Genomic DNA, 16,542 nt, shown 5'->3' with positions numbered 1-16,542 from the left:
ACGGACCGAAAAATAGAAACCGCGCCGCCACAACCCAGGGGGGATGTGGACGGCGCGGTCGTTGCCGTTGTCGCGAATCTAATTCGCCAACAGCGGGGTGTTACTTCTTGGTGATCTGGTAGTAGAGCGGCACCTGGTTCCAGCCGAAGACAACGTTGTCAACGTCCTCGGAGTAGCCACCGGTCAGGTTCGAGTACCACAGCGGGATTGCTGGCAGATCCTTCAGCAGGATCTCCTGCGCCGCGTTGAGGTCCTTCACGGCTGCTTCCTGGTCTGCTGCACCGTTGGCCTTCTTCAGCAGGTCGTCGAACTCAGCGTTGGAGTAGTCGCCGTCGTTCGAGCCTGCGCCGGTGCCGTACAACGGGCCAAGGAAGTTGCTCAGCAGCGGGTAGTCTGCCTGCCAGCCGGTACGGAATGCGCCTTCGATGGTGCGGTTGGTCACGTCATCGCGCAGGGACTTGAAGTCCGGGTACGCGTTGCCCACTGCCTCGATGCCGAGGGTGTTGCGGATGGAGTTCGCAACAGCATCGACCCATGCCTGGTGGCCACCGTCAGCGTTGTAGGAGATGGTGAACTCGCCGGTGAACGGTGCGATTGCGTCGGCTTCAGCCCACAGACGCTTCGCCTCCTCCGGGTCGTACTTCAGTACCTCAACACCGTTGAGGCTGTCGGAGTGGCCCGGCAGCACCGGGGAGGTGAAGTCCGTGGCCGGGGTGCGGGTGCCGTCGAAAATCGTTGCCGTGATCTCCTCGCGGTTGATCGCACGCGAGATTGCTTGACGACGAAGCGCACCCTCCTCACCGCTGAAGTGGTCGGCCTTCTCACCGATCGTCATGGACTGGAAGATCGCTGCTGGCTGGTTCACTGCACGGTCGCCGAGCTCGTCTTCGAAGGTGGCGAATGCAGAGTCCGGGATGGCGTCGAGGACGTCCAGGTTGCCGGAGAGCAGGTCGGCGTAGGCGGCGTCCTGCTGCGCGTAGAAGACGTAGTCCAGGCCGTCGTTCTGGGCCTTGCGCGGGCCGTCGTACTCAGCGTTCGGGACAACAACTGCGTTCTGGTTGTGGTTCCACTCGGACAGCGTGTACGGGCCATTGGAGATCGGCTTCTCACCGTACGCCTCGATGTCGTCGTATGCGGACGGGTGCATCGGGAAGAACGCCGTGTAGCCAAGGCGGCTCGGGAAGTCAGACTCCGGCTGGGTCAGCTCGATGGTGAAGGTCTTGTCGTCGACAACTTCGAGGCCTTCGAGCTTCTTGCCCTCCTCGAAGCCCTTGATCGGCTCGAGGTGGTACGCGCCGAGCAGCGAATTTTCTACCGTGTAGTTCCATGCGTCGACGAAGTCCTTGGCCGTGACTGGGGATCCGTCGGACCACTTCGCGTCCTTCAGGGTGACGCGGTAGCCTGCGTCGCCTTCCGGCTCGATGGACTCGGCGATATCGTTTTGCACTTCGCCGTCGCCGTCGTAATAGACCAGGCCTGCGAAGATCTGGTCGATGATGCGGCCGCCACCGGTCTCGTTGATGTTGCCCGGTACGAGCGGGTTCTGCGGCTCCGAGCCGTTGACAAGAACGTAGTTGTCGCCACCGCCGTTGTTGGTGCCTTCAGCGCCACCGTCTGCAGAATCGTTTGAGTCACCGCAGGCGACCAGACCGAGCGTCAGAGCACCGGCGCCAAGAATCGCCGCTGTCTTCTTCAGTTGCATGTGTTCTCCTTCGACCAAGTATGGAGCCAAGGAATGTCCCGTGGCTCACAATTTGGATGTCCATGTATTTCACCACACTTGACGGTCGCCCGTGCGAAGTTTCACAAATATCTTTTGAAACGCTGTGAGCACCGTGTGTCAGGAGGTACGTGCAATACACTCGAGGCCCGTGGCGTTTGCGTCGCAAAGCAGTTGCACCTGTATGAAAGGACCCTCATGGCCGGTGGCCTCCTCGCACTTCTCGACGATGTCGCACTGATCGCACGACAAGCCGCGGCAAGTGTCGACGATGTCGCCACCTTGACCGCAAAAACATCCACGAAAGCAGCCGGGGTTGTAATCGACGATGCCGCGGTCACCCCGCAATACGTCTCCGGTGTTACTCCGGCGCGTGAGCTTCCGATGATCTGGCGCATCACCAAAGGATCCCTGCGCAACAAGCTGCTGTTTATTCTGCCGATCGCGCTGCTGCTCAACGCGATTGCACCGTGGGCATTGGTCCCGATCCTCATGCTTGGCGGCGCATACCTGTGCTTTGAGGGCGCGGAGAAGATCGCCCATAAGCTTTCCTCCGACGCCGAGGAGCAGCAAGAACAAGCGGTCAATAGAACAGAGCAGGACGAGGATTCTCTGGTCAACAGCGCGATCCGCACGGACTTGATCCTTTCCGCGGAGATCATGATCATCGCGTTGGACGAGGTCAAGGACCAGTCAATTTGGATAGAGGCCGCAGTACTGCTCGCGGTTGGCATTTTCATCACGTTTGCCGTCTACGGCGCTGTGGCGCTACTAGTGAAGATCGATGACATCGGCCACGGCATGATCAAGCGCGGCAACGCACCGAAAACCGGTCACGCACTGGTGAAAGGCATGCCGTACGTGCTTAGCACCATCGGCGTTATCGGCACTGTTGCGATGCTCTGGGTCGGCGGTCACCTCATTGTTCGTGGCCTCGACGAGGTCTTCGGCATTGACTGGCCACACCACATCATCGAAAAGGGTCAGGAACTCGTCGGTGGCGGTGTGCTTGGCTGGTTCGTGGACACCGGCGTCTCGCTCGTCGTTGGCCTGATCGTCGGCTTCATCATCGTCGGCATCGTCACTGCTGTGGGCAAACTGCGCGGTGGTGACGCATCCGAGCGCTCCCAAGAGACTGCCCCGACGGACGCTGCGTAGGCTGCGCCTACAATGCGCCCATGGCACAAAAGCTTTACCCACTGGCTCCATCCACATGGGGTGCGGCCGTTGAAATCCCCGTAGATCACGTCTCCCAAGCGGCGTTGTTCTCGGATTTCGCTGGTAAGCGGGGCACCTCCTACGTGCCCGTCGTGCTTGAGGCGAACCCCCTCAACGCGTCGTGGCGTTTGCGGCTACACAATGCAGCATCGCAAAACAGCATGCTGGCTGGACCAGTGCTCGGGGAAGTTTCGCCACAGTGGCGTTCGCTTTTCGACGAGGTGGAGCGCGTCCACTCCTCAATCCTGAAACCCGTTGCCCTGGCGGCAGTGAAGTTGGAACGCGACATCGGCCAATTCGAGGTCAACTTGTTGCTGCCCGAGCCCCAGTTGGCGGTTCCGCGCAACAACGCACCTGAGACCGCCACTGTCCTGCGTGCCGGCGACATGTTGGTCATCGACACCACCGAAGGGGAATTTAACGCGGCAGATCTAGCACACCGCTCCCCTGGCCAATGGTTCGTCGGATTGCAAGCGCTCGGCGACACCGCCGTCGCGACCCTGGATGGCAAGGTGCTCGGCTCGCTTGCGGAGCCCGAGGTCGTCGAATGGGTTCGCTCCTACGAGCACGGCAACCTTTGGGCACGCGCGATCCTGCTCGACGGCATGGCGGCGCTGGATGCCGCAAGCCCGGACGAAGGCACCGACACCGTCCCGCCGCTATCGGCGGCGCCGACACGCCAAATCACGCCGTGGCAAGTGATCGACTTTCCAGACGGCAGCTGGGCCATCACCGTGGAGCGCGACGCAGCGATCGACCCCCAAGACACGGTGCACCCGAAGCACACCGCACGCTATGTCTCGCTTGAGGGCAAAGGCCGCCCAGACGAGCTCGACGCACCGACGGAGATGTTCGCGCGTCTCGACGAGACCGAAACACCCGACAAGCCCACAGCGCCCGCAGCGCCCGCGAAACGCCCGGACGCAACACGAGTTGCGCAGAACGACCGCCCAGAGGGCTACCTCACCGAGGTGGAGAAGGTCCAGCTCAGGAGGCGGAACCGGAAGCGTCGTCGTGGTGGAAGGCATCGTCGATAAGCAAAAGCTCCTATGGTGGGAACCGTAACGAACCCGAAGTTTAAGGAGCGATCATGGCTGACCATGGACCGAATCCGTACGTCGTTGACATTGAAAAGGCGACGCTTGATAACGAGGCGTTCCGCGACACCCTGTGGACCGGCAAGTTCCTGCAGCTGACCGTCATGACCATCCCGCCGGGCGGCGAGATCGGCGCTGAGATCCACGACGGTCATGACCAGTTCCTGCGCCTCGAAGAAGGCGAGCTGCGCGCAATGATCGGCGCATCCGAGGACGACCTCGAAGTCGACGAAGTGATCAAGGATGATTGGGCAGCATTCGTCCCGGGCGGCAAGTGGCACAACTTTGTCAACGAGTCCGACAAGCCGGCAAAGCTGTACTCCATTTACGCACCGCCAGAGCACAAGCCGGGCACCCGCCACGAAACCAAGGCGGACGCGGATAACGACCCGGATGAACACGACGCTGTCTAAGCCAAACACAGGCAACGTACAGTAATAACGTCACGGCCCCGAGCACCTGCCGGGGCCGTTTTCGTTTGCTACATTCTAAGGGCTTATTCACACGCAATTCGACATCTTTGTTTAAGAAGGCCCTCCCATGCGTTTCTCCTCTCGTCGCAACGCTTTGCTGTGTGCTACCACCGCAGGCAGCTTGCTTCTCGCCGGTTCCGTATGCGCCCCCGCGCACGCCCAGTCCAGCCTGAGCTCTTCTAGCTCGTCTGGTTCGTCCGGCTCGTCGCGCCCCTCATCGCCGTCGAACGAGTCCTACACCTTCCCGAAACCACCTGAGAAGCGCGCGTCCGACCCTGTGACCATGCCCGACGGCACAATCGTGCAGGTGATGGACGATGTGCTGGGCAAGTATTCGAAGCACGTCGGGTTTAAGGACGGCGACCTGGGTGCGATGGCGCCGCTGAACAACAGCAAGGAGTTTGCCATGATCTTCGGCGACTCCTTCCGCGAATCCATCAAGGGCCCCAAGAACGAATGGTTGAGCCCGGTTGGTGTTGTGGCGAAGATGAACGACGACGGTTTTATTGAAATCGTCCGCCCCCTGAACAACGGACGCCGAGTGGAAAGCCTGGTGTCGTACCACCACACCGACAACCTGACGCTTATCCCGTCGGATGTGATCAACCTCGACGGCACCTTGTACATGCAGGGCATGTGGAACAAGGGCATCGGTAACGTGCTCTACACGGAGATCTGGAAGTCCACCGACAACGGCCAGACCTGGAAGTCGATTTCCAAAACCCCAACGAATTACATTCCGGGAGGCCTCGGCGACCTGATCACCTGGGAGAAGGGCCCGGACGGCTACGTGTACGTGATGTCGAGTGCCTTCACCCGCAAGGAAAAGGTTTTCCTTTCGCGCTTTAAGCCGCAGGACATTGCGGATCGCAGCAAGTGGGAGCTCTACGACTACTCCGAACCCGACGCCGACAAGAAGTGGAGCAACGTCGCTGCCCCAATTCTGTCGGACGGTGTCAAGGCCGGCGAGATGAACCTGCGCTACATCAACGGCCACTGGGTGCTCGTGATGTTCAACGAGGAGAAGCTGGCCATCGAGGTACGCATCTCCGACACGCTTGAGCAAAACTGGGACAACGTGCCCGTGGCGACGATTGCCAAGCACGGCTCCTGGCTCAGGCCGCAAAATCCCAAGAACTGGTCGCAGCCTTACGGCGGCTACATCGTGCCTGGGTCCACGATTGACAACATGGACATCGTCGTCTCCCAGTGGAACACCGGCACGAACGACCGCTACATGTCCACCCAGTTCAACGTGAAGGGCCTGGACACCTTCTTCGGCATCGACATGGATGAGGCTATCGAGGACGACAAGGTCCTGGAGGTCGAAGAGCACGCCGCCACCGACACTCCGGACATGCAATCCGAGGAAAACCTGGTCCAGAGCAAGCCGGAGACGCTCCTGTCCTCCGAGGACAACGACGCTCTGCGCACCACAGGCATCGTGTTGGGCGTCGTCGCCGCACTTGGCGCGGCTGGCATGCTGGTGTTCCCGTATGTGAAGGACCAGATCCCGCAGCAGGTCGTCGATATGCTTCCGCCTCAGATTCGACAGATGCTCGGCCTCTAGCCACCCCTGGGAAAGCCCAGTATCATCTCGGCAGTGACTGTCCCTGTAAAGCGCTCGCCGTGGCCTGCTCTGTGGAGCATGATGCTGGGCTTTTTCATGATTTTGGTGGATTCCACCATCGTCTCCGTAGCCATCCCGGCAATCTCTGACGGGTTGGAGGCGTCCTATAACGAGGTGTTGTGGGTCAACAGTGCTTACCTGCTCGCCTACGCGGTGCCGCTGCTGATCACGGGGCGTCTCGGGGACCGCTTCGGGCCGCGCACGATCTATCTGATCGGCCTGACAATCTTTACTGTTTCTTCGCTGGCGTGCGGGTTGGCGGAAAGTTCGGCTGCGCTCATCGCCGCCCGGGCCTTCCAAGGTTTGGGTGGCGCGCTGGTAACGCCGCAGACGATGTCGGTGATGATCCGCACGTTTGCACCGAAGGAACGCGGCGGCGCCATGGGTGTGTGGGGTGCGACTGCCGGCCTTGCCACGGTGACCGGACCTCTGCTGGGCGGTGTGCTTGTCGACGCCGCCGGGTGGCCCTGGATCTTCTACGTCAACGTCCCAATCGGCATCATCGGCCTCATCCTGGCCTGGATATTTGTGCCGAAGCTGGAGCAGAATAACCGCCACTTCGACTGGCCCGGGGTGGTGCTCAGTGCGCTTGGCATGTTCTGCCTCGTCTTCGGCGTGCAGGAAGCCCAGCACTTCGGCTGGGACTGGCGCGTGTGGACCCTGCTCGTCGTTGGCGTTGTTGCGATGGTGTTCTTCTTCCGCTGGCAGTCACGCCAATCCACGAACGCATTGGTGCCGCTTGCACTTTTCGACGACCGCAACTTCTCCCTCGCCGCCTTCACCATCTCCACCGTCGGCTTCGCGGTATCCACTTATGTCATTCCGTGGATGATCTACATCCAAACCGTCGGCGAGCTCTCCCCCACCCACGCCGCATTGCTGATCTTGCCGTCTGGCTTGGTCTCCGGGGTGTTGTCGCCGTACATCGGCAGACTCACTAACACGCACGACCCGAAGCCGTTCGCCATAGCGGGAATGACGCTGGCGGCGCTAAGCATCGGCGCAACCGCACTGATCACAACACCTGGGGTTGACCCGAACTGGATGTATGCCATTTCGGTGGTGTACGGCGTAGCCAACTCGATGATGTGGGGGCCACTTTCCATGATTGCCACCCGCAACCTGGACCCAAAGTTGGCGGGTGCCGGTTCAAGTGTGTACAACACCACCCGCCAAATTGGTGCAGTGATCGGATCAGCAGCAATTGCCGCGATGATGTCCGCGCAGCTCGATTCGCGGTTGGGTATACACGCGGGTGCGAACGGCGGCGCTGCGGAGACACCGCCAGCATCGCCAACTGCATCGCCAACGCAGGTTTCCGGCCCCCTGCCGGAGTTTTTGCACGAGCCGTTTGCGGCTGCGATGGCAACGTCGATTTGGTTGCCGTGCCTCGTTATTGCCGCCGGCGCTCTGACTGCCTGCTTCTTTGCAAAAACCAAGTCCTGGGGCAGCGCCTAGAGAGGTAGGACCGTAGCGGAACAGCGCCTAGGTTGGTGCGCTTAAGGGCGCGGCATGATGCGAACGCGGTCCCAGTCACCGTGGTCATTGAGCACGTAGGCCACGCGATCCGAGTTCGAGCGGTCGTCCCAAAGGTTGAAAAATTCGAAGTGGTTCGGCTCCACCCGCCAGAGGTTGAAGCGGTCACCATCGACAACGCGCGACGCAGCGCCGCGGATGCGCACTGCCCGGCGCATGGGCTGCCACCAGAAATTCAGCGCAGCGGCCCAGCTCTTCTCAAGCTGGTCCACCTTGGCCGTTCCTGTCGCGGTTCCGAAGTGGAAGCCGTCGGAGTTGAGGTACAGAAGGTCGACGACTCGCGCATCGGGCTGACCGTTGTCGTCCACCGTGGCCACGGTGACCGCAGTAGGGTCGCCGACTTCGTTCTCAACGGCTTCTTTAAACCACGTGGCAAACAGTTCGTTCGGGTCCGCAGGAATATTGTCGGGATCAAACTTTCCCAGCGAGATATGTTGCTTGGGTAGCTCACCGATATAATCCTGCGACAAGTAGATCATGCAGCGATCGTAACAACTGGTCCGACCCTGTGCTGGTATATCCCTTATGAACTCCCCACGGCGTAAACCTCGTGCGCCAAAGCGACGCATCACGGGCACCTACCCTATTGCTTCAGGCCACGCGGCCATCATCGCGGATCCGGACCGCGACGGCGGCTACACGTTAGAGGTGAATAACGTCCCGTCGTCGTATGTGGTGCCCGGCGCGCCCGAGGTGTTGGAGTATGACTACATGCGGTGGATCGCGGGGTTTATCCAGGGGTTTGTGGAGGACCGGCCCCTCGCGCCGTTTGCTGCGGTGCATCTGGGTGCTGCGGGGTGTGCGTTGCCGAGTTATGTGCAGCATCGGTGGCCGAGCAGCAACGTTGCGGTGGAGCTGGATGGTCAGTTGGCGCGGTTGGTGCGCGATGCGTTTGATCCGCCGGTGGCGATCAAGGTGGCGGAGGCGCGCGCGTTTACGCATGCGTTGCTGGAAGGTTCGGTGGATGTGATTGTGCGCGATGTGTTCGCTGGCCCGGACACGCCCCGCCCACTAACCACGGTGGAGTTTTATCGGGCAGTACATCGAGCGTTGTGTCCAGGTGGGTTGTTTGTGGCGAACATTGGAGATGCCGCTGGTCTTGCACGCACGCGTGCGGAATTAGCGGGTTTGAGCGAGGTGTTTCGCCACACCATGGTCGCGGCAAGTGCGCCGGTGCTCGCCGGCGGCGCGTACGGCAACGTGGTGGTCGCGGCGTCTGATCAGCCGTTGCGGTGTTGTGCTGACGTGCCGTCGAAGTTGGGGCAATTGCTTATCGACGACACCCCGCCCCACCACGACTAACCCACCGCAAGGGACTTCAGAGCCGTAACTCAGTGCCCAGCGACGGCTGGTAGAGCGCGGCGTATTCCGCGGTGAGTTCTTTGAAGTGCGGGGATGTGACCTCGGCTAACGCTGCGATGTAGTCCGGCACCATGGCCTTGGGAATACGCAGTCCCATGGTCAGGTGCGGGATCCAGCGGGCGCCGCGACCGTCCGGGTTGGCGGCGCTGACGCGCTGGGCTGCCGTGTCGAGGGATTCGGGGGCTTCAAGCAGCCAGGCCACGGTTTGTTTGGATTTGGTGCCGAAGACGACGACCCCGGTTCGTCGTAAAGCAGCTGGCAATTCTGGCGGCAGGATGACTGCCGCCTCCCCGATGGCGTTGCGGTGCATGGTCGGGGCGAAGGTCACCGAGATGTGCGGCCGTTGGTGCTGTTGCGGGAAGCCGCGCGCTGCGAGGTCCGCGTAGATCTTCCGGACTGCGCGTTCTTCCTCCTCCGGGATGCGCAACAAAATATTCTCGGGTGACACGCCAGTAGCGTACCTATTTACATGCGTATTGTGGCTGCATGAATCCTTTCGAGCGCGCGCTGGCCGCCGCACCCGATTACGTTCCGTCGTATTTATCCAAGGTTTCACCGGGGGACTTTTCGCTTATAGGCGACACCTGGCAGATCCACGCCCGCACCTACACCGGCAGCGACGCGGTGTACGGCTTGCGCCTCGGCGAGGACGACACCGTGGAGTCCGTGACCATCAACGGTGTGGTCACGCCCGATATCCCCGAGCTGCCGCAGCGGCCGGTAACGCTTCTGGAGTGGTACGACGCCATCGTCTACCTCGACGGCTGCGGGCGCGAAGCCGACCGGCAGGATCCGCGCTGGCACGGCGACGATCTGGATTCCGAACTTCAGCGCGCCGAGCACAACGTGGTCGAGGTGTCCTACACCCCGGTGCGCCTGGAAGCGTTCGCCGACCCGAAGGCCTGCGAGGACTACCTCAACCGTGTCCTTTCCTCCAGCCCAGTGCGAGTCGAGGTACGCGAGCTGTCCTGGCCGGGCAATGCGACACAAACCGGGCTTGGGGATGCCAGTCTGATTGCCGATACCGGCCACCCCGACGCATACTCCCCAGGCCCCTACACCACCTCGATCGAGCCAAACCAGTGGTACGAGATCCTCCAGGACATGGGCTACGCCTCCTACGTCTACGCCCAGTACATGGACGCCGCCGCAAGCACCCAGCCAACCCAGTGCGGTGCGGCGACCGCGTACCGGATCTCCGACCTGCCCGAATACGTCACCTTCGAACCGTCGGCTGAGTACAACTGGTGGGCACTGTGCTTTCCCGACCTGAACTTCATGCTCAAGGTCTCCCCTGACGCCACGCTGCTGTACATCACGGTGGATAACAACGGGGGAAGTGTGGTCGTCGAAAATAGGCACCAGGGGCCGTACGCCAAACGCCACGAACTCCAGGAACGATTCCAGCGCAGGTGGGGGCATCTTGCCGACGACTCCAGCCCGCACACCGACGCCGAAATCGACGCCGCAATCGCGACCGCACTCGAAGCCATTGGGGGTAAATGATGAGCACACGCTTTACCACCGACACCGTCGATTCGCTGCCACCGATGGACACCGACGACGGCTGGTCCCACAAGGGCTGCAACTGGACCAACGCGCCGTGTGGCGACACCGCACAGTACTTCGTGTCCTATCCCTGCCCCGAACACGGAAACGCACACGCAGGTGAGACGTTGCTGTTCTGCCCGCGCCACTACGCACTCAGCCTGCTGTACGTGGCCGAGGTCGCCATGCCCGACGGCGACCTGGACTTCGCCGACCTCGTGTTGGAGCACGGGGCGCTCTAGGCGATTCCCCAGCGTCCCCCTAACTCACCCCCAGACACTTGACGCCAAGCCAGGCGTGCCTTACCTTACCTCCAAGGCTTGTAAGGTAAGCCTAATCAATGTTTAGAAAGGTACTGGGTTGAAGCTCATCCAGCGCGCAGGGGTAGCCATTGTCTCCGCTGCAACAGTTCTCGGCCTCGTCGCATGCTCCGGCGAGACCCAACCACAAGACACCACCGCAACGTCGGCGACATCCGCCACGGCGTCCTCGACACGCAAGGCGGACGGTAGCGTCCACGTCACAGACGCTGCGGGACGCACTCTCGAATTCGACGAGCACCCCGACCGCATCGTCCTCGCCGAAGGACGCGCAGTCTTTGCTACCTCTGCTCTGCAAGATGACCCATTCGACAACATCGTCGCCTACGGCCAAGACCTGTTTAAAGCCGCACCCGCATTCCGCGAGAAGCTTTTCCAGCAGTTCCCGGAAGCCATCGACATGCCCATGATCGGCTCGATTCAAAAGGGTGACGTCACGGTGGAAAACCTGCTCGCACAGGATCCGGACGTAGTCATCATGACGCTCGACCAGAAGAAGGCCACCGAAGAAAGCGGCTTCCTGGCGGACATGGACGCCGCCGGGATCACGTACGCCTTCATCGACTTCCGCCAAAAGCCACTGGAAAACACTACCGTTTCCATGTCCCTGCTCGGCGCCCTGCTGGACAAAGAAGATCGGGCAGCGAAGTTCAACGACTTCTACGACACTAAGGTCCGCACTGTGACAGACCGCGTCGCAACCATCAAGGACCGCCCCGACACCTTGGTATGGACCGCAGCTGGGTTCACCGACTGCTGCAACGTCGCAGGCGATGTCCACCTGGGCACCCTGGTCACCGCTGCAGGCGGGCATAACCTCGGACCTGATGTCATCAGCGTTGACTCTCCAAAGCTCACCGCAGAGAAGCTGGTAGAGATCAACCCGGAGAAGCTCATCGTCACTGGTGGTGAGTGGGCCCGCGATCCGAACAAGACCGAGCAGTTCCAGCATGTCGAACTCGGCTACCAGGCCGACGCCAACACAGCACTTAAAACCTGCTCTGGTCCGTTGGAGATCCCCGGCATCGAGCTGCTCGACGCCCCGAAGAACGGCAACTACTACGCCATCTACCACCAGTTCTACGACAACCCGTTCAACGTGTTCGCCCTCGAAGCGATTGCGAAGTGGCTGCACCCCGAGGAGTTCAAGGACCTCGATCCGGCAAAAGAGTTCGAAGAGTTCCACGACGAATGGCTGCCGTACGACTACAGCGGCACCTTCTTTGTCAACGCGTCGGACGCTAACTCCTAATGGCTACAGCGGTAACACCTCCAGTCATGTATGACGAGACAGAGGCAATGGAGGCGATTGCGACGTACCGGCAACGGGGTCGTCGCAAAGCAATCGCGATTGCGGGGCTCACCCTCGCCGCGGTTGTGAGCTTCCTCATCGCAGTCATCGTCGGTCCGTTGGACATTTCGCTCGGCCAGGTTTGGAATGCGGTTTTCCGCCCTGAACTTGTCGACGAGCAAACGCGCACCGTCATCCGCACCCTACGCCTTCCGGCTGCGATCATGGCAGTCCTCGTCGGCGTAGCACTGTCGCTCGCAGGCGCGCAGATGCAGACAATCCTGGACAACCCACTAGCGGAACCGTTCACCCTCGGTATCTCCGCAGCGGCAGCCTTCGGCGCGGCAATGTCCATCGTCATCGGCTGGGTGGTGTTGCCGAACGCTCAACTCAACTTGGCGTTCACCGCAGCATTGTCGGCACTTGTCGCAGTCGCCATCGTTGCTGCGGCCGCAGTGTGGAAAGGTGCGAACGCCGAGTCGATGATCCTGCTCGGCATCGCCCTATCGTTCCTCTTCCAGGCGCTACTTTCGCTGTTGCAATACGGCGCGAACACCGAAGCGCTCCAACAGATTGTGTTCTGGACAATGGGCTCGCTGCAACGCGCGAACTGGACCACCACGTCCATTCTTGCCGTGGTTATTGCAGTCGCCATCCCGTTTTGCGTTGCCAATTCATGGCGCCTTACAGCGCTTCGACTTGGCGACGACCGAGCCGCCGCCCTCGGCATCAATGTCGCCCGCCTCCGCATCACCACCCTGCTCGTCGCTTCAGTGCTCGCAGCAGCCTCGGTGGCGTTCACCGGCATCATCGGTTTTATCGGTCTCGTCGGCCCGCACGTGGCCAGGATGCTGGTCGGCGAAGACCAAAAGTTCTTCCTACCCGCCTCAGCTGCAGCTGGGGCAATGCTGCTCAGCGTCGCTTACGCCGTATCCCTTTCCATTATCCCGGGCGTGGCGATCCCGATCGGCATCATCACGGCGCTCGTCGGCGTGCCATTCTTCATCTTCCTCATTTTCACCCGCAACCGGCGGAAAGGCTGAAACCATGGCAGTCCAAGTAGACGACCTGACAGTGAAATACGGGCGCAGCACCATCCTCGACTCCATGTCGTTCGGCCCGCTAACTGAAGGCAACGTAATCGGCCTGCTCGGCCCAAACGCCGCCGGAAAATCAACGCTGATCAAGACCCTGGCAGGCATTAAAACGCCAACGTCCGGCACCTGCACAATCACTCTCGACGGTGCGACTGTCTCCGACGCTAACCGCCCTCACGTCGTCGGCTATGTACCACAGGATCTGCTCACTGGAGCTTCGCTGACCGCGTTCGAGTCCATCGTGATCGCAGCCCGGCGCGGCGGTGGCTCCACCGAAAATCCCGTCGAAGCCACAGCACGCATCATGAGCCGGCTCGGAATCACAGCGCTTGCAGACCGCATGATGTCCGCCATGTCAGGCGGCCAGCGACAACTCGTCGGCATCGCACAGATGTTGGTACGCGAGCCTCGCATCTTGCTTCTCGACGAGCCCACCTCCGCCCTCGACCTCCGCCACCAAGTCGACGTCCTCCAGCTGGTCCGAGAGGTCATCGCAGGCACCGACAAGCTGGCAATCGTCGCCATCCATGACCTCAACCTCGCTGCCCGCTACTGCGACGAGCTACTCGTTATGAAAGGCGGCAAGACGATCACCCACGACTCCCCCAACGATGCGTTCACACCCGAACTGTTGGAGCAGGTCTACGGCATCCGCGCCAAAGTTCTCCACGACGGCAACGTTCCTGTCATTTGCCCGGTGTAGGTGCCGGCACAGATCCAGGGCAGGTCCGGGGCAATCATGGGAGTTGAAGATACGGATTACCCCCACTGCGGGTTGTCCACATCCACGCCGGCATTCTTTGCGTGCGCGGTGATCAGTTCGAGCAGGTAATCCTGCGCGCCATCGTAGGCGGCGTGGAAGCGGTCGTCGCCGACGTACATGCGGGCCAGGATGAGCTGGCGCGCCGGGGTGACGTCGTACCACTGGCCGATGCTCGCGCGGTGGCGCTCCACCAACGCCTCGGCCTCCTCGGAACCAGGTGCGACGCCGGCATCGCGGGCCGCGACTAGGTCCTTAGCCAGCGCGTCCTGCTCTTCCTGGAGGCGCTTGAAGTCGCCGTCCCCCATCTGCGCCAGCTTCTCCTGGGACTGCGCCCACTCGGGCGTATCGCCCCAGCGCTGCTGTGCTTCCTCCTGGTAGGCGGGCATGTTCTCGCCGAGGTACTTCTTCATTGCGTCCATGTTGATCGCTCCTTGTGTTGATTCGTTGATGAGTTGTTCGACAGAGGCGAGTTGTTCCTCGAGGGCGTCTCGTCGAGAAGCAAGTGCTTGCTTGTGATGTTTAAGGGCGCTTGCGAGCGTGTGCGGGGAGGCGTCGAGAAGCGACGCGATCTCCGCGAGTGGCACGCCCACGCCGCGGTAGAGTGCGATAGCTGCACCTCGCTCGAGGTCCGCGTCGGTGTAGATGCGGTGGTCCGCCCACGTGCGCTCCGGTTCGATGAGCCCGAGGGTTTCCCAGTGGCGTAGGGCTTTCGTGGATACGCCAAGCGCCTGTGCTGCTTCGCCGATCGTGTACTCGTTATCCTCTGTCATGCATGTGATTGAACAGGTTGCCGCAGGGGCAAGCACAAATTGGAGGCGAACATGGACGATGTGCGTGTAGGCGATTCGGAGCGCTCAGCAGCCCTGGACAGGTTGGGCACACTGTTCGCCGACGGCTACCTCGACGTGCGCGAGTTCGAAGAACGCACAGGGCAGGCTGCAGTAGCGCGCACACGAGGCGAGTTAGCCACGCTTTTCGACGACCTCCCGGCCGAACCCGCAACACCAGCACAACCGTCCGCTTCGGAGATGGAGCTGGAACGCAAACTCTCCGCAAAGAAGAAGATGGATGCGGCCATGACGGCAACGGGCGTCCTCGGTTTCATCACGTTTTTCGTCGACCTCGATTACGCCTGGGTGGTGTGGCCCGTGATGGGCGCACTGATGATCGCCTGGTACGCGATATTCGATATCTCCGAAGAGGAAGACGAGGTCCTCGAGGAGCTTCTGGAAAAGGACAAGAAAGAGCGTGCTGAACGGCTCAAGCTGGCCTACGAGCGTCGCAAAGAACTTGGGAAATAGCCGGATATTTCCTGTGCACGGCGGTTAGAGTTGGCGCATGATGTTGCGTCGCGCGCTCGCGCTTGTTACTGCCAGTTCCGTTGCGTTCGTCTCCGCCTGCGCGGGTGGGGATTCCAGGGAGACCGTGGTGGTTACCTCTGTGAAGTGGGTCAACCCCGATGGCTCGGAGGTTGAAGGGGAAGATGATCCGGATGGTGAGAAGGGGCCGTCGACAAGCAATTGGCGCGAGCTGTACGAGAAAGTCCTCGACGCGCCAGGCGAGCAGGATTTCGAGGTTCCGCTGGCCACGGATGGCGAATTAGATTTCACGCTGAACGGCAATTACAACTACGCGCTCGTTGAAGCCAACGGTGGCGGCAACCCGGAACTGCTGCTCAGCCAGTGGGGCGACAACATGTACTCGGACCGTTATGCCAGTGTCTTGGTGTTCACCACGGACGGTGGGGCGCTGGAAGTTGCTGACCAATCACTCGTATACGGCGCCGCTGGAGCCGGCGGCTTCCGAGCCGGTCTCTTTGCCTCCCAACTTGGGCGTGGCCTGTACCAGACCACGCACTCTTCGGGCACGGGCGAGGGCCAAAGTACCTGGGTAGATCTGGAGGGCGCCTCGTTGGTTGCATCGCAGGAATCCTCTGGTTTCAGCGCTATGAATTCGTCTCCGCTACACCTGGTCATTGACTGGATGACACTTGAAGACCGAGCGCCGCTTGAAACTGGCGAACTCACCGTTCACCTGGAGGAAAGCACTGTCGAGCGCGTCGGTGGCGAGGACGTGACCATCGAGGGCACTGTGGTGATGAAAACTGGTGCCGAGCTGCAACCTGAAGGCATGCCAAATGGTGAAGACTCCTCGAGTGAATACTTCCTGCTTGAGCTGGATTCTCCCCAGGAGTTCACGGATTACAACCACGCCGGTTCCGTGTACACAAAGTCCACGGATTCCGTGGCCCTGGGGCGTCGGGAGATCGGCGCCCGTGGCCACCAGTACCTCCAAAACGTCGAGTGGGAGAAGGTCGTTGGACAACGCGCCCGACTGATCGTTGCGCCGCAGTACATGCACTTCCAGACCGACGCTGGAATGCCAATGGGTGCGCTTCGCGTTGGGCGCTACGAGAGTGTGGAGATTCTCTAATTGTTCGAAACCCTGTTCGAATGTGCCGGGTTGATGTCGTGAGGAGTTGATAGG

General features: G+C 61.0%; 17 protein-coding genes. 13 read left to right on the top strand and 4 right to left on the bottom strand.

The features are described from left to right. Nucleotides 1–100 precede the first annotated feature (100 nt). Nucleotides 101–1,702 (bottom strand): peptide ABC transporter substrate-binding protein, encoded by a 1,602-nt coding sequence (locus tag HMPREF3120_RS09490; RefSeq protein ID WP_070421625.1) that lies wholly within the window; start codon nucleotides 1,700–1,702, stop codon nucleotides 101–103. A gap of 216 nt (nucleotides 1,703–1,918) precedes the next feature. Here HMPREF3120_RS09490 and HMPREF3120_RS09485 point away from each other — a divergent pair, with 216 nt between their 5' ends. The 5 genes from HMPREF3120_RS09485 (at nucleotide 1,919) to HMPREF3120_RS09465 (ending at nucleotide 7,596) form a co-directional block, all read left to right on the top strand. After that, complete coding sequence (locus HMPREF3120_RS09485; protein WP_070452688.1) at nucleotides 1,919–2,878, top strand: DUF808 domain-containing protein; 960 nt, start codon at nucleotides 1,919–1,921, stop codon at nucleotides 2,876–2,878. Between the two features lie 20 nt (nucleotides 2,879–2,898). Next, the gene (locus HMPREF3120_RS09480; RefSeq protein WP_070452684.1) at nucleotides 2,899–3,975 is read left to right on the top strand and encodes a hypothetical protein; all 1,077 of its coding nucleotides are present in this window, start codon (nucleotides 2,899–2,901) and stop codon (nucleotides 3,973–3,975) included. Between the two features lie 53 nt (nucleotides 3,976–4,028). Further along, complete coding sequence (locus tag HMPREF3120_RS09475) at nucleotides 4,029–4,448, top strand: cupin domain-containing protein (protein ID WP_070421628.1); 420 nt, start codon at nucleotides 4,029–4,031, stop codon at nucleotides 4,446–4,448. Nucleotides 4,449–4,575: 127 nt separating this feature from the next. Next, a complete protein-coding gene (locus HMPREF3120_RS09470; RefSeq protein WP_070452682.1) occupies nucleotides 4,576–6,078 on the top strand; it encodes a DUF4185 domain-containing protein in 1,503 nt (500 codons plus the stop codon). A 33-nt stretch (nucleotides 6,079–6,111) separates the two neighbouring features. Continuing rightward, on the top strand, nucleotides 6,112–7,596 hold the full coding sequence (locus tag HMPREF3120_RS09465; protein ID WP_246815461.1) for a DHA2 family efflux MFS transporter permease subunit: 1,485 nt from the start codon (nucleotides 6,112–6,114) through the stop codon (nucleotides 7,594–7,596). A gap of 41 nt (nucleotides 7,597–7,637) precedes the next feature. Here the strand turns inward: HMPREF3120_RS09465 and HMPREF3120_RS09460 are convergent, their stop codons facing one another. After that, nucleotides 7,638–8,153, bottom strand: coding sequence for a pyridoxamine 5'-phosphate oxidase family protein (locus HMPREF3120_RS09460; RefSeq protein ID WP_070452676.1), 516 nt, complete (start codon nucleotides 8,151–8,153; stop codon nucleotides 7,638–7,640). A gap of 46 nt (nucleotides 8,154–8,199) precedes the next feature. Between HMPREF3120_RS09460 and HMPREF3120_RS09455 the strand changes: the two genes are divergently transcribed. Further along, the gene (locus HMPREF3120_RS09455) at nucleotides 8,200–8,976 is read left to right on the top strand and encodes a spermidine synthase (RefSeq protein ID WP_070452673.1); all 777 of its coding nucleotides are present in this window, start codon (nucleotides 8,200–8,202) and stop codon (nucleotides 8,974–8,976) included. Nucleotides 8,977–8,992: 16 nt separating this feature from the next. Here the strand turns inward: HMPREF3120_RS09455 and HMPREF3120_RS09450 are convergent, their stop codons facing one another. Further along, nucleotides 8,993–9,484, bottom strand: coding sequence for a 2'-5' RNA ligase (locus HMPREF3120_RS09450; protein WP_070452669.1), 492 nt, complete (start codon nucleotides 9,482–9,484; stop codon nucleotides 8,993–8,995). Between the two features lie 38 nt (nucleotides 9,485–9,522). Between HMPREF3120_RS09450 and HMPREF3120_RS09445 the strand changes: the two genes are divergently transcribed. The 5 genes from HMPREF3120_RS09445 (at nucleotide 9,523) to HMPREF3120_RS09425 (ending at nucleotide 13,995) form a co-directional block, all read left to right on the top strand. Next, on the top strand, nucleotides 9,523–10,542 hold the full coding sequence (locus HMPREF3120_RS09445; RefSeq protein ID WP_070452666.1) for a hypothetical protein: 1,020 nt from the start codon (nucleotides 9,523–9,525) through the stop codon (nucleotides 10,540–10,542). Then, on the top strand, nucleotides 10,539–10,826 hold the full coding sequence (locus tag HMPREF3120_RS09440; protein ID WP_141739419.1) for a hypothetical protein: 288 nt from the start codon (nucleotides 10,539–10,541) through the stop codon (nucleotides 10,824–10,826). Before HMPREF3120_RS09445 ends, HMPREF3120_RS09440 begins: the two co-directional genes overlap by 4 nt. Nucleotides 10,827–10,944: 118 nt before the next feature. After that, nucleotides 10,945–12,156 carry an ABC transporter substrate-binding protein gene (locus tag HMPREF3120_RS09435; protein ID WP_070421636.1) on the top strand — a complete coding sequence of 404 codons (1,212 nt, stop codon included), beginning with the start codon at nucleotides 10,945–10,947 and terminating at the stop codon, nucleotides 12,154–12,156. 26 nt (nucleotides 12,157–12,182) lie between these two features. Further along, a complete protein-coding gene (locus HMPREF3120_RS09430; RefSeq protein ID WP_168156424.1) occupies nucleotides 12,183–13,238 on the top strand; it encodes a FecCD family ABC transporter permease in 1,056 nt (351 codons plus the stop codon). Nucleotides 13,239–13,242: 4 nt separating this feature from the next. Next, nucleotides 13,243–13,995, top strand: a complete 753-nt coding sequence (locus HMPREF3120_RS09425; RefSeq protein ID WP_070452660.1) for an ABC transporter ATP-binding protein — start codon at nucleotides 13,243–13,245, stop codon at nucleotides 13,993–13,995. Nucleotides 13,996–14,051: 56 nt separating this feature from the next. Here HMPREF3120_RS09425 and HMPREF3120_RS09420 read toward each other — a convergent pair whose 3' ends face one another. After that, nucleotides 14,052–14,825: a MerR family transcriptional regulator gene (locus HMPREF3120_RS09420; protein ID WP_070452657.1), complete on the bottom strand. Its 774-nt coding sequence runs from the start codon at nucleotides 14,823–14,825 to the stop codon at nucleotides 14,052–14,054. Nucleotides 14,826–14,876: 51 nt separating this feature from the next. On the opposite strand from HMPREF3120_RS09420, the gene HMPREF3120_RS09415 reads away from it, so the two are divergent. Next, nucleotides 14,877–15,356, top strand: a complete 480-nt coding sequence (locus HMPREF3120_RS09415) for a DUF1707 SHOCT-like domain-containing protein (protein ID WP_070452654.1) — start codon at nucleotides 14,877–14,879, stop codon at nucleotides 15,354–15,356. A 37-nt stretch (nucleotides 15,357–15,393) separates the two neighbouring features. Further along, a complete protein-coding gene (locus HMPREF3120_RS09410; protein ID WP_070452651.1) occupies nucleotides 15,394–16,488 on the top strand; it encodes a hypothetical protein in 1,095 nt (364 codons plus the stop codon). Nucleotides 16,489–16,542 lie beyond the last annotated feature (54 nt).

Source organism: Corynebacterium sp. HMSC11D10 (assembly GCF_001806995.1).
Lineage (GTDB): Bacteria > Actinomycetota > Actinomycetes > Mycobacteriales > Mycobacteriaceae > Corynebacterium > Corynebacterium coyleae.
This window is presented reverse-complemented; position numbering and strand designations above follow the sequence as displayed.

Coding starts and splice junctions, on each gene's coding strand:
- HMPREF3120_RS09490 (WP_070421625.1), bottom strand. CDS start 1,702: ATGCAACTGAAGAAGACAGCGGCGATTCTTGGCGCCGGTGCTCTGACG.
- HMPREF3120_RS09485 (WP_070452688.1), top strand. CDS start 1,919: ATGGCCGGTGGCCTCCTCGCACTTCTCGACGATGTCGCACTGATCGCA.
- HMPREF3120_RS09480 (WP_070452684.1), top strand. CDS start 2,899: ATGGCACAAAAGCTTTACCCACTGGCTCCATCCACATGGGGTGCGGCC.
- HMPREF3120_RS09475 (WP_070421628.1), top strand. CDS start 4,029: ATGGCTGACCATGGACCGAATCCGTACGTCGTTGACATTGAAAAGGCG.
- HMPREF3120_RS09470 (WP_070452682.1), top strand. CDS start 4,576: ATGCGTTTCTCCTCTCGTCGCAACGCTTTGCTGTGTGCTACCACCGCA.
- HMPREF3120_RS09460 (WP_070452676.1), bottom strand. CDS start 8,153: ATGATCTACTTGTCGCAGGATTATATCGGTGAGCTACCCAAGCAACAT.
- HMPREF3120_RS09455 (WP_070452673.1), top strand. CDS start 8,200: ATGAACTCCCCACGGCGTAAACCTCGTGCGCCAAAGCGACGCATCACG.
- HMPREF3120_RS09445 (WP_070452666.1), top strand. CDS start 9,523: ATGAATCCTTTCGAGCGCGCGCTGGCCGCCGCACCCGATTACGTTCCG.
- HMPREF3120_RS09440 (WP_141739419.1), top strand. CDS start 10,539: ATGATGAGCACACGCTTTACCACCGACACCGTCGATTCGCTGCCACCG.
- HMPREF3120_RS09430 (WP_168156424.1), top strand. CDS start 12,183: ATGTATGACGAGACAGAGGCAATGGAGGCGATTGCGACGTACCGGCAA.
- HMPREF3120_RS09425 (WP_070452660.1), top strand. CDS start 13,243: ATGGCAGTCCAAGTAGACGACCTGACAGTGAAATACGGGCGCAGCACC.
- HMPREF3120_RS09420 (WP_070452657.1), bottom strand. CDS start 14,825: ATGACAGAGGATAACGAGTACACGATCGGCGAAGCAGCACAGGCGCTT.
- HMPREF3120_RS09415 (WP_070452654.1), top strand. CDS start 14,877: ATGGACGATGTGCGTGTAGGCGATTCGGAGCGCTCAGCAGCCCTGGAC.
- HMPREF3120_RS09410 (WP_070452651.1), top strand. CDS start 15,394: ATGATGTTGCGTCGCGCGCTCGCGCTTGTTACTGCCAGTTCCGTTGCG.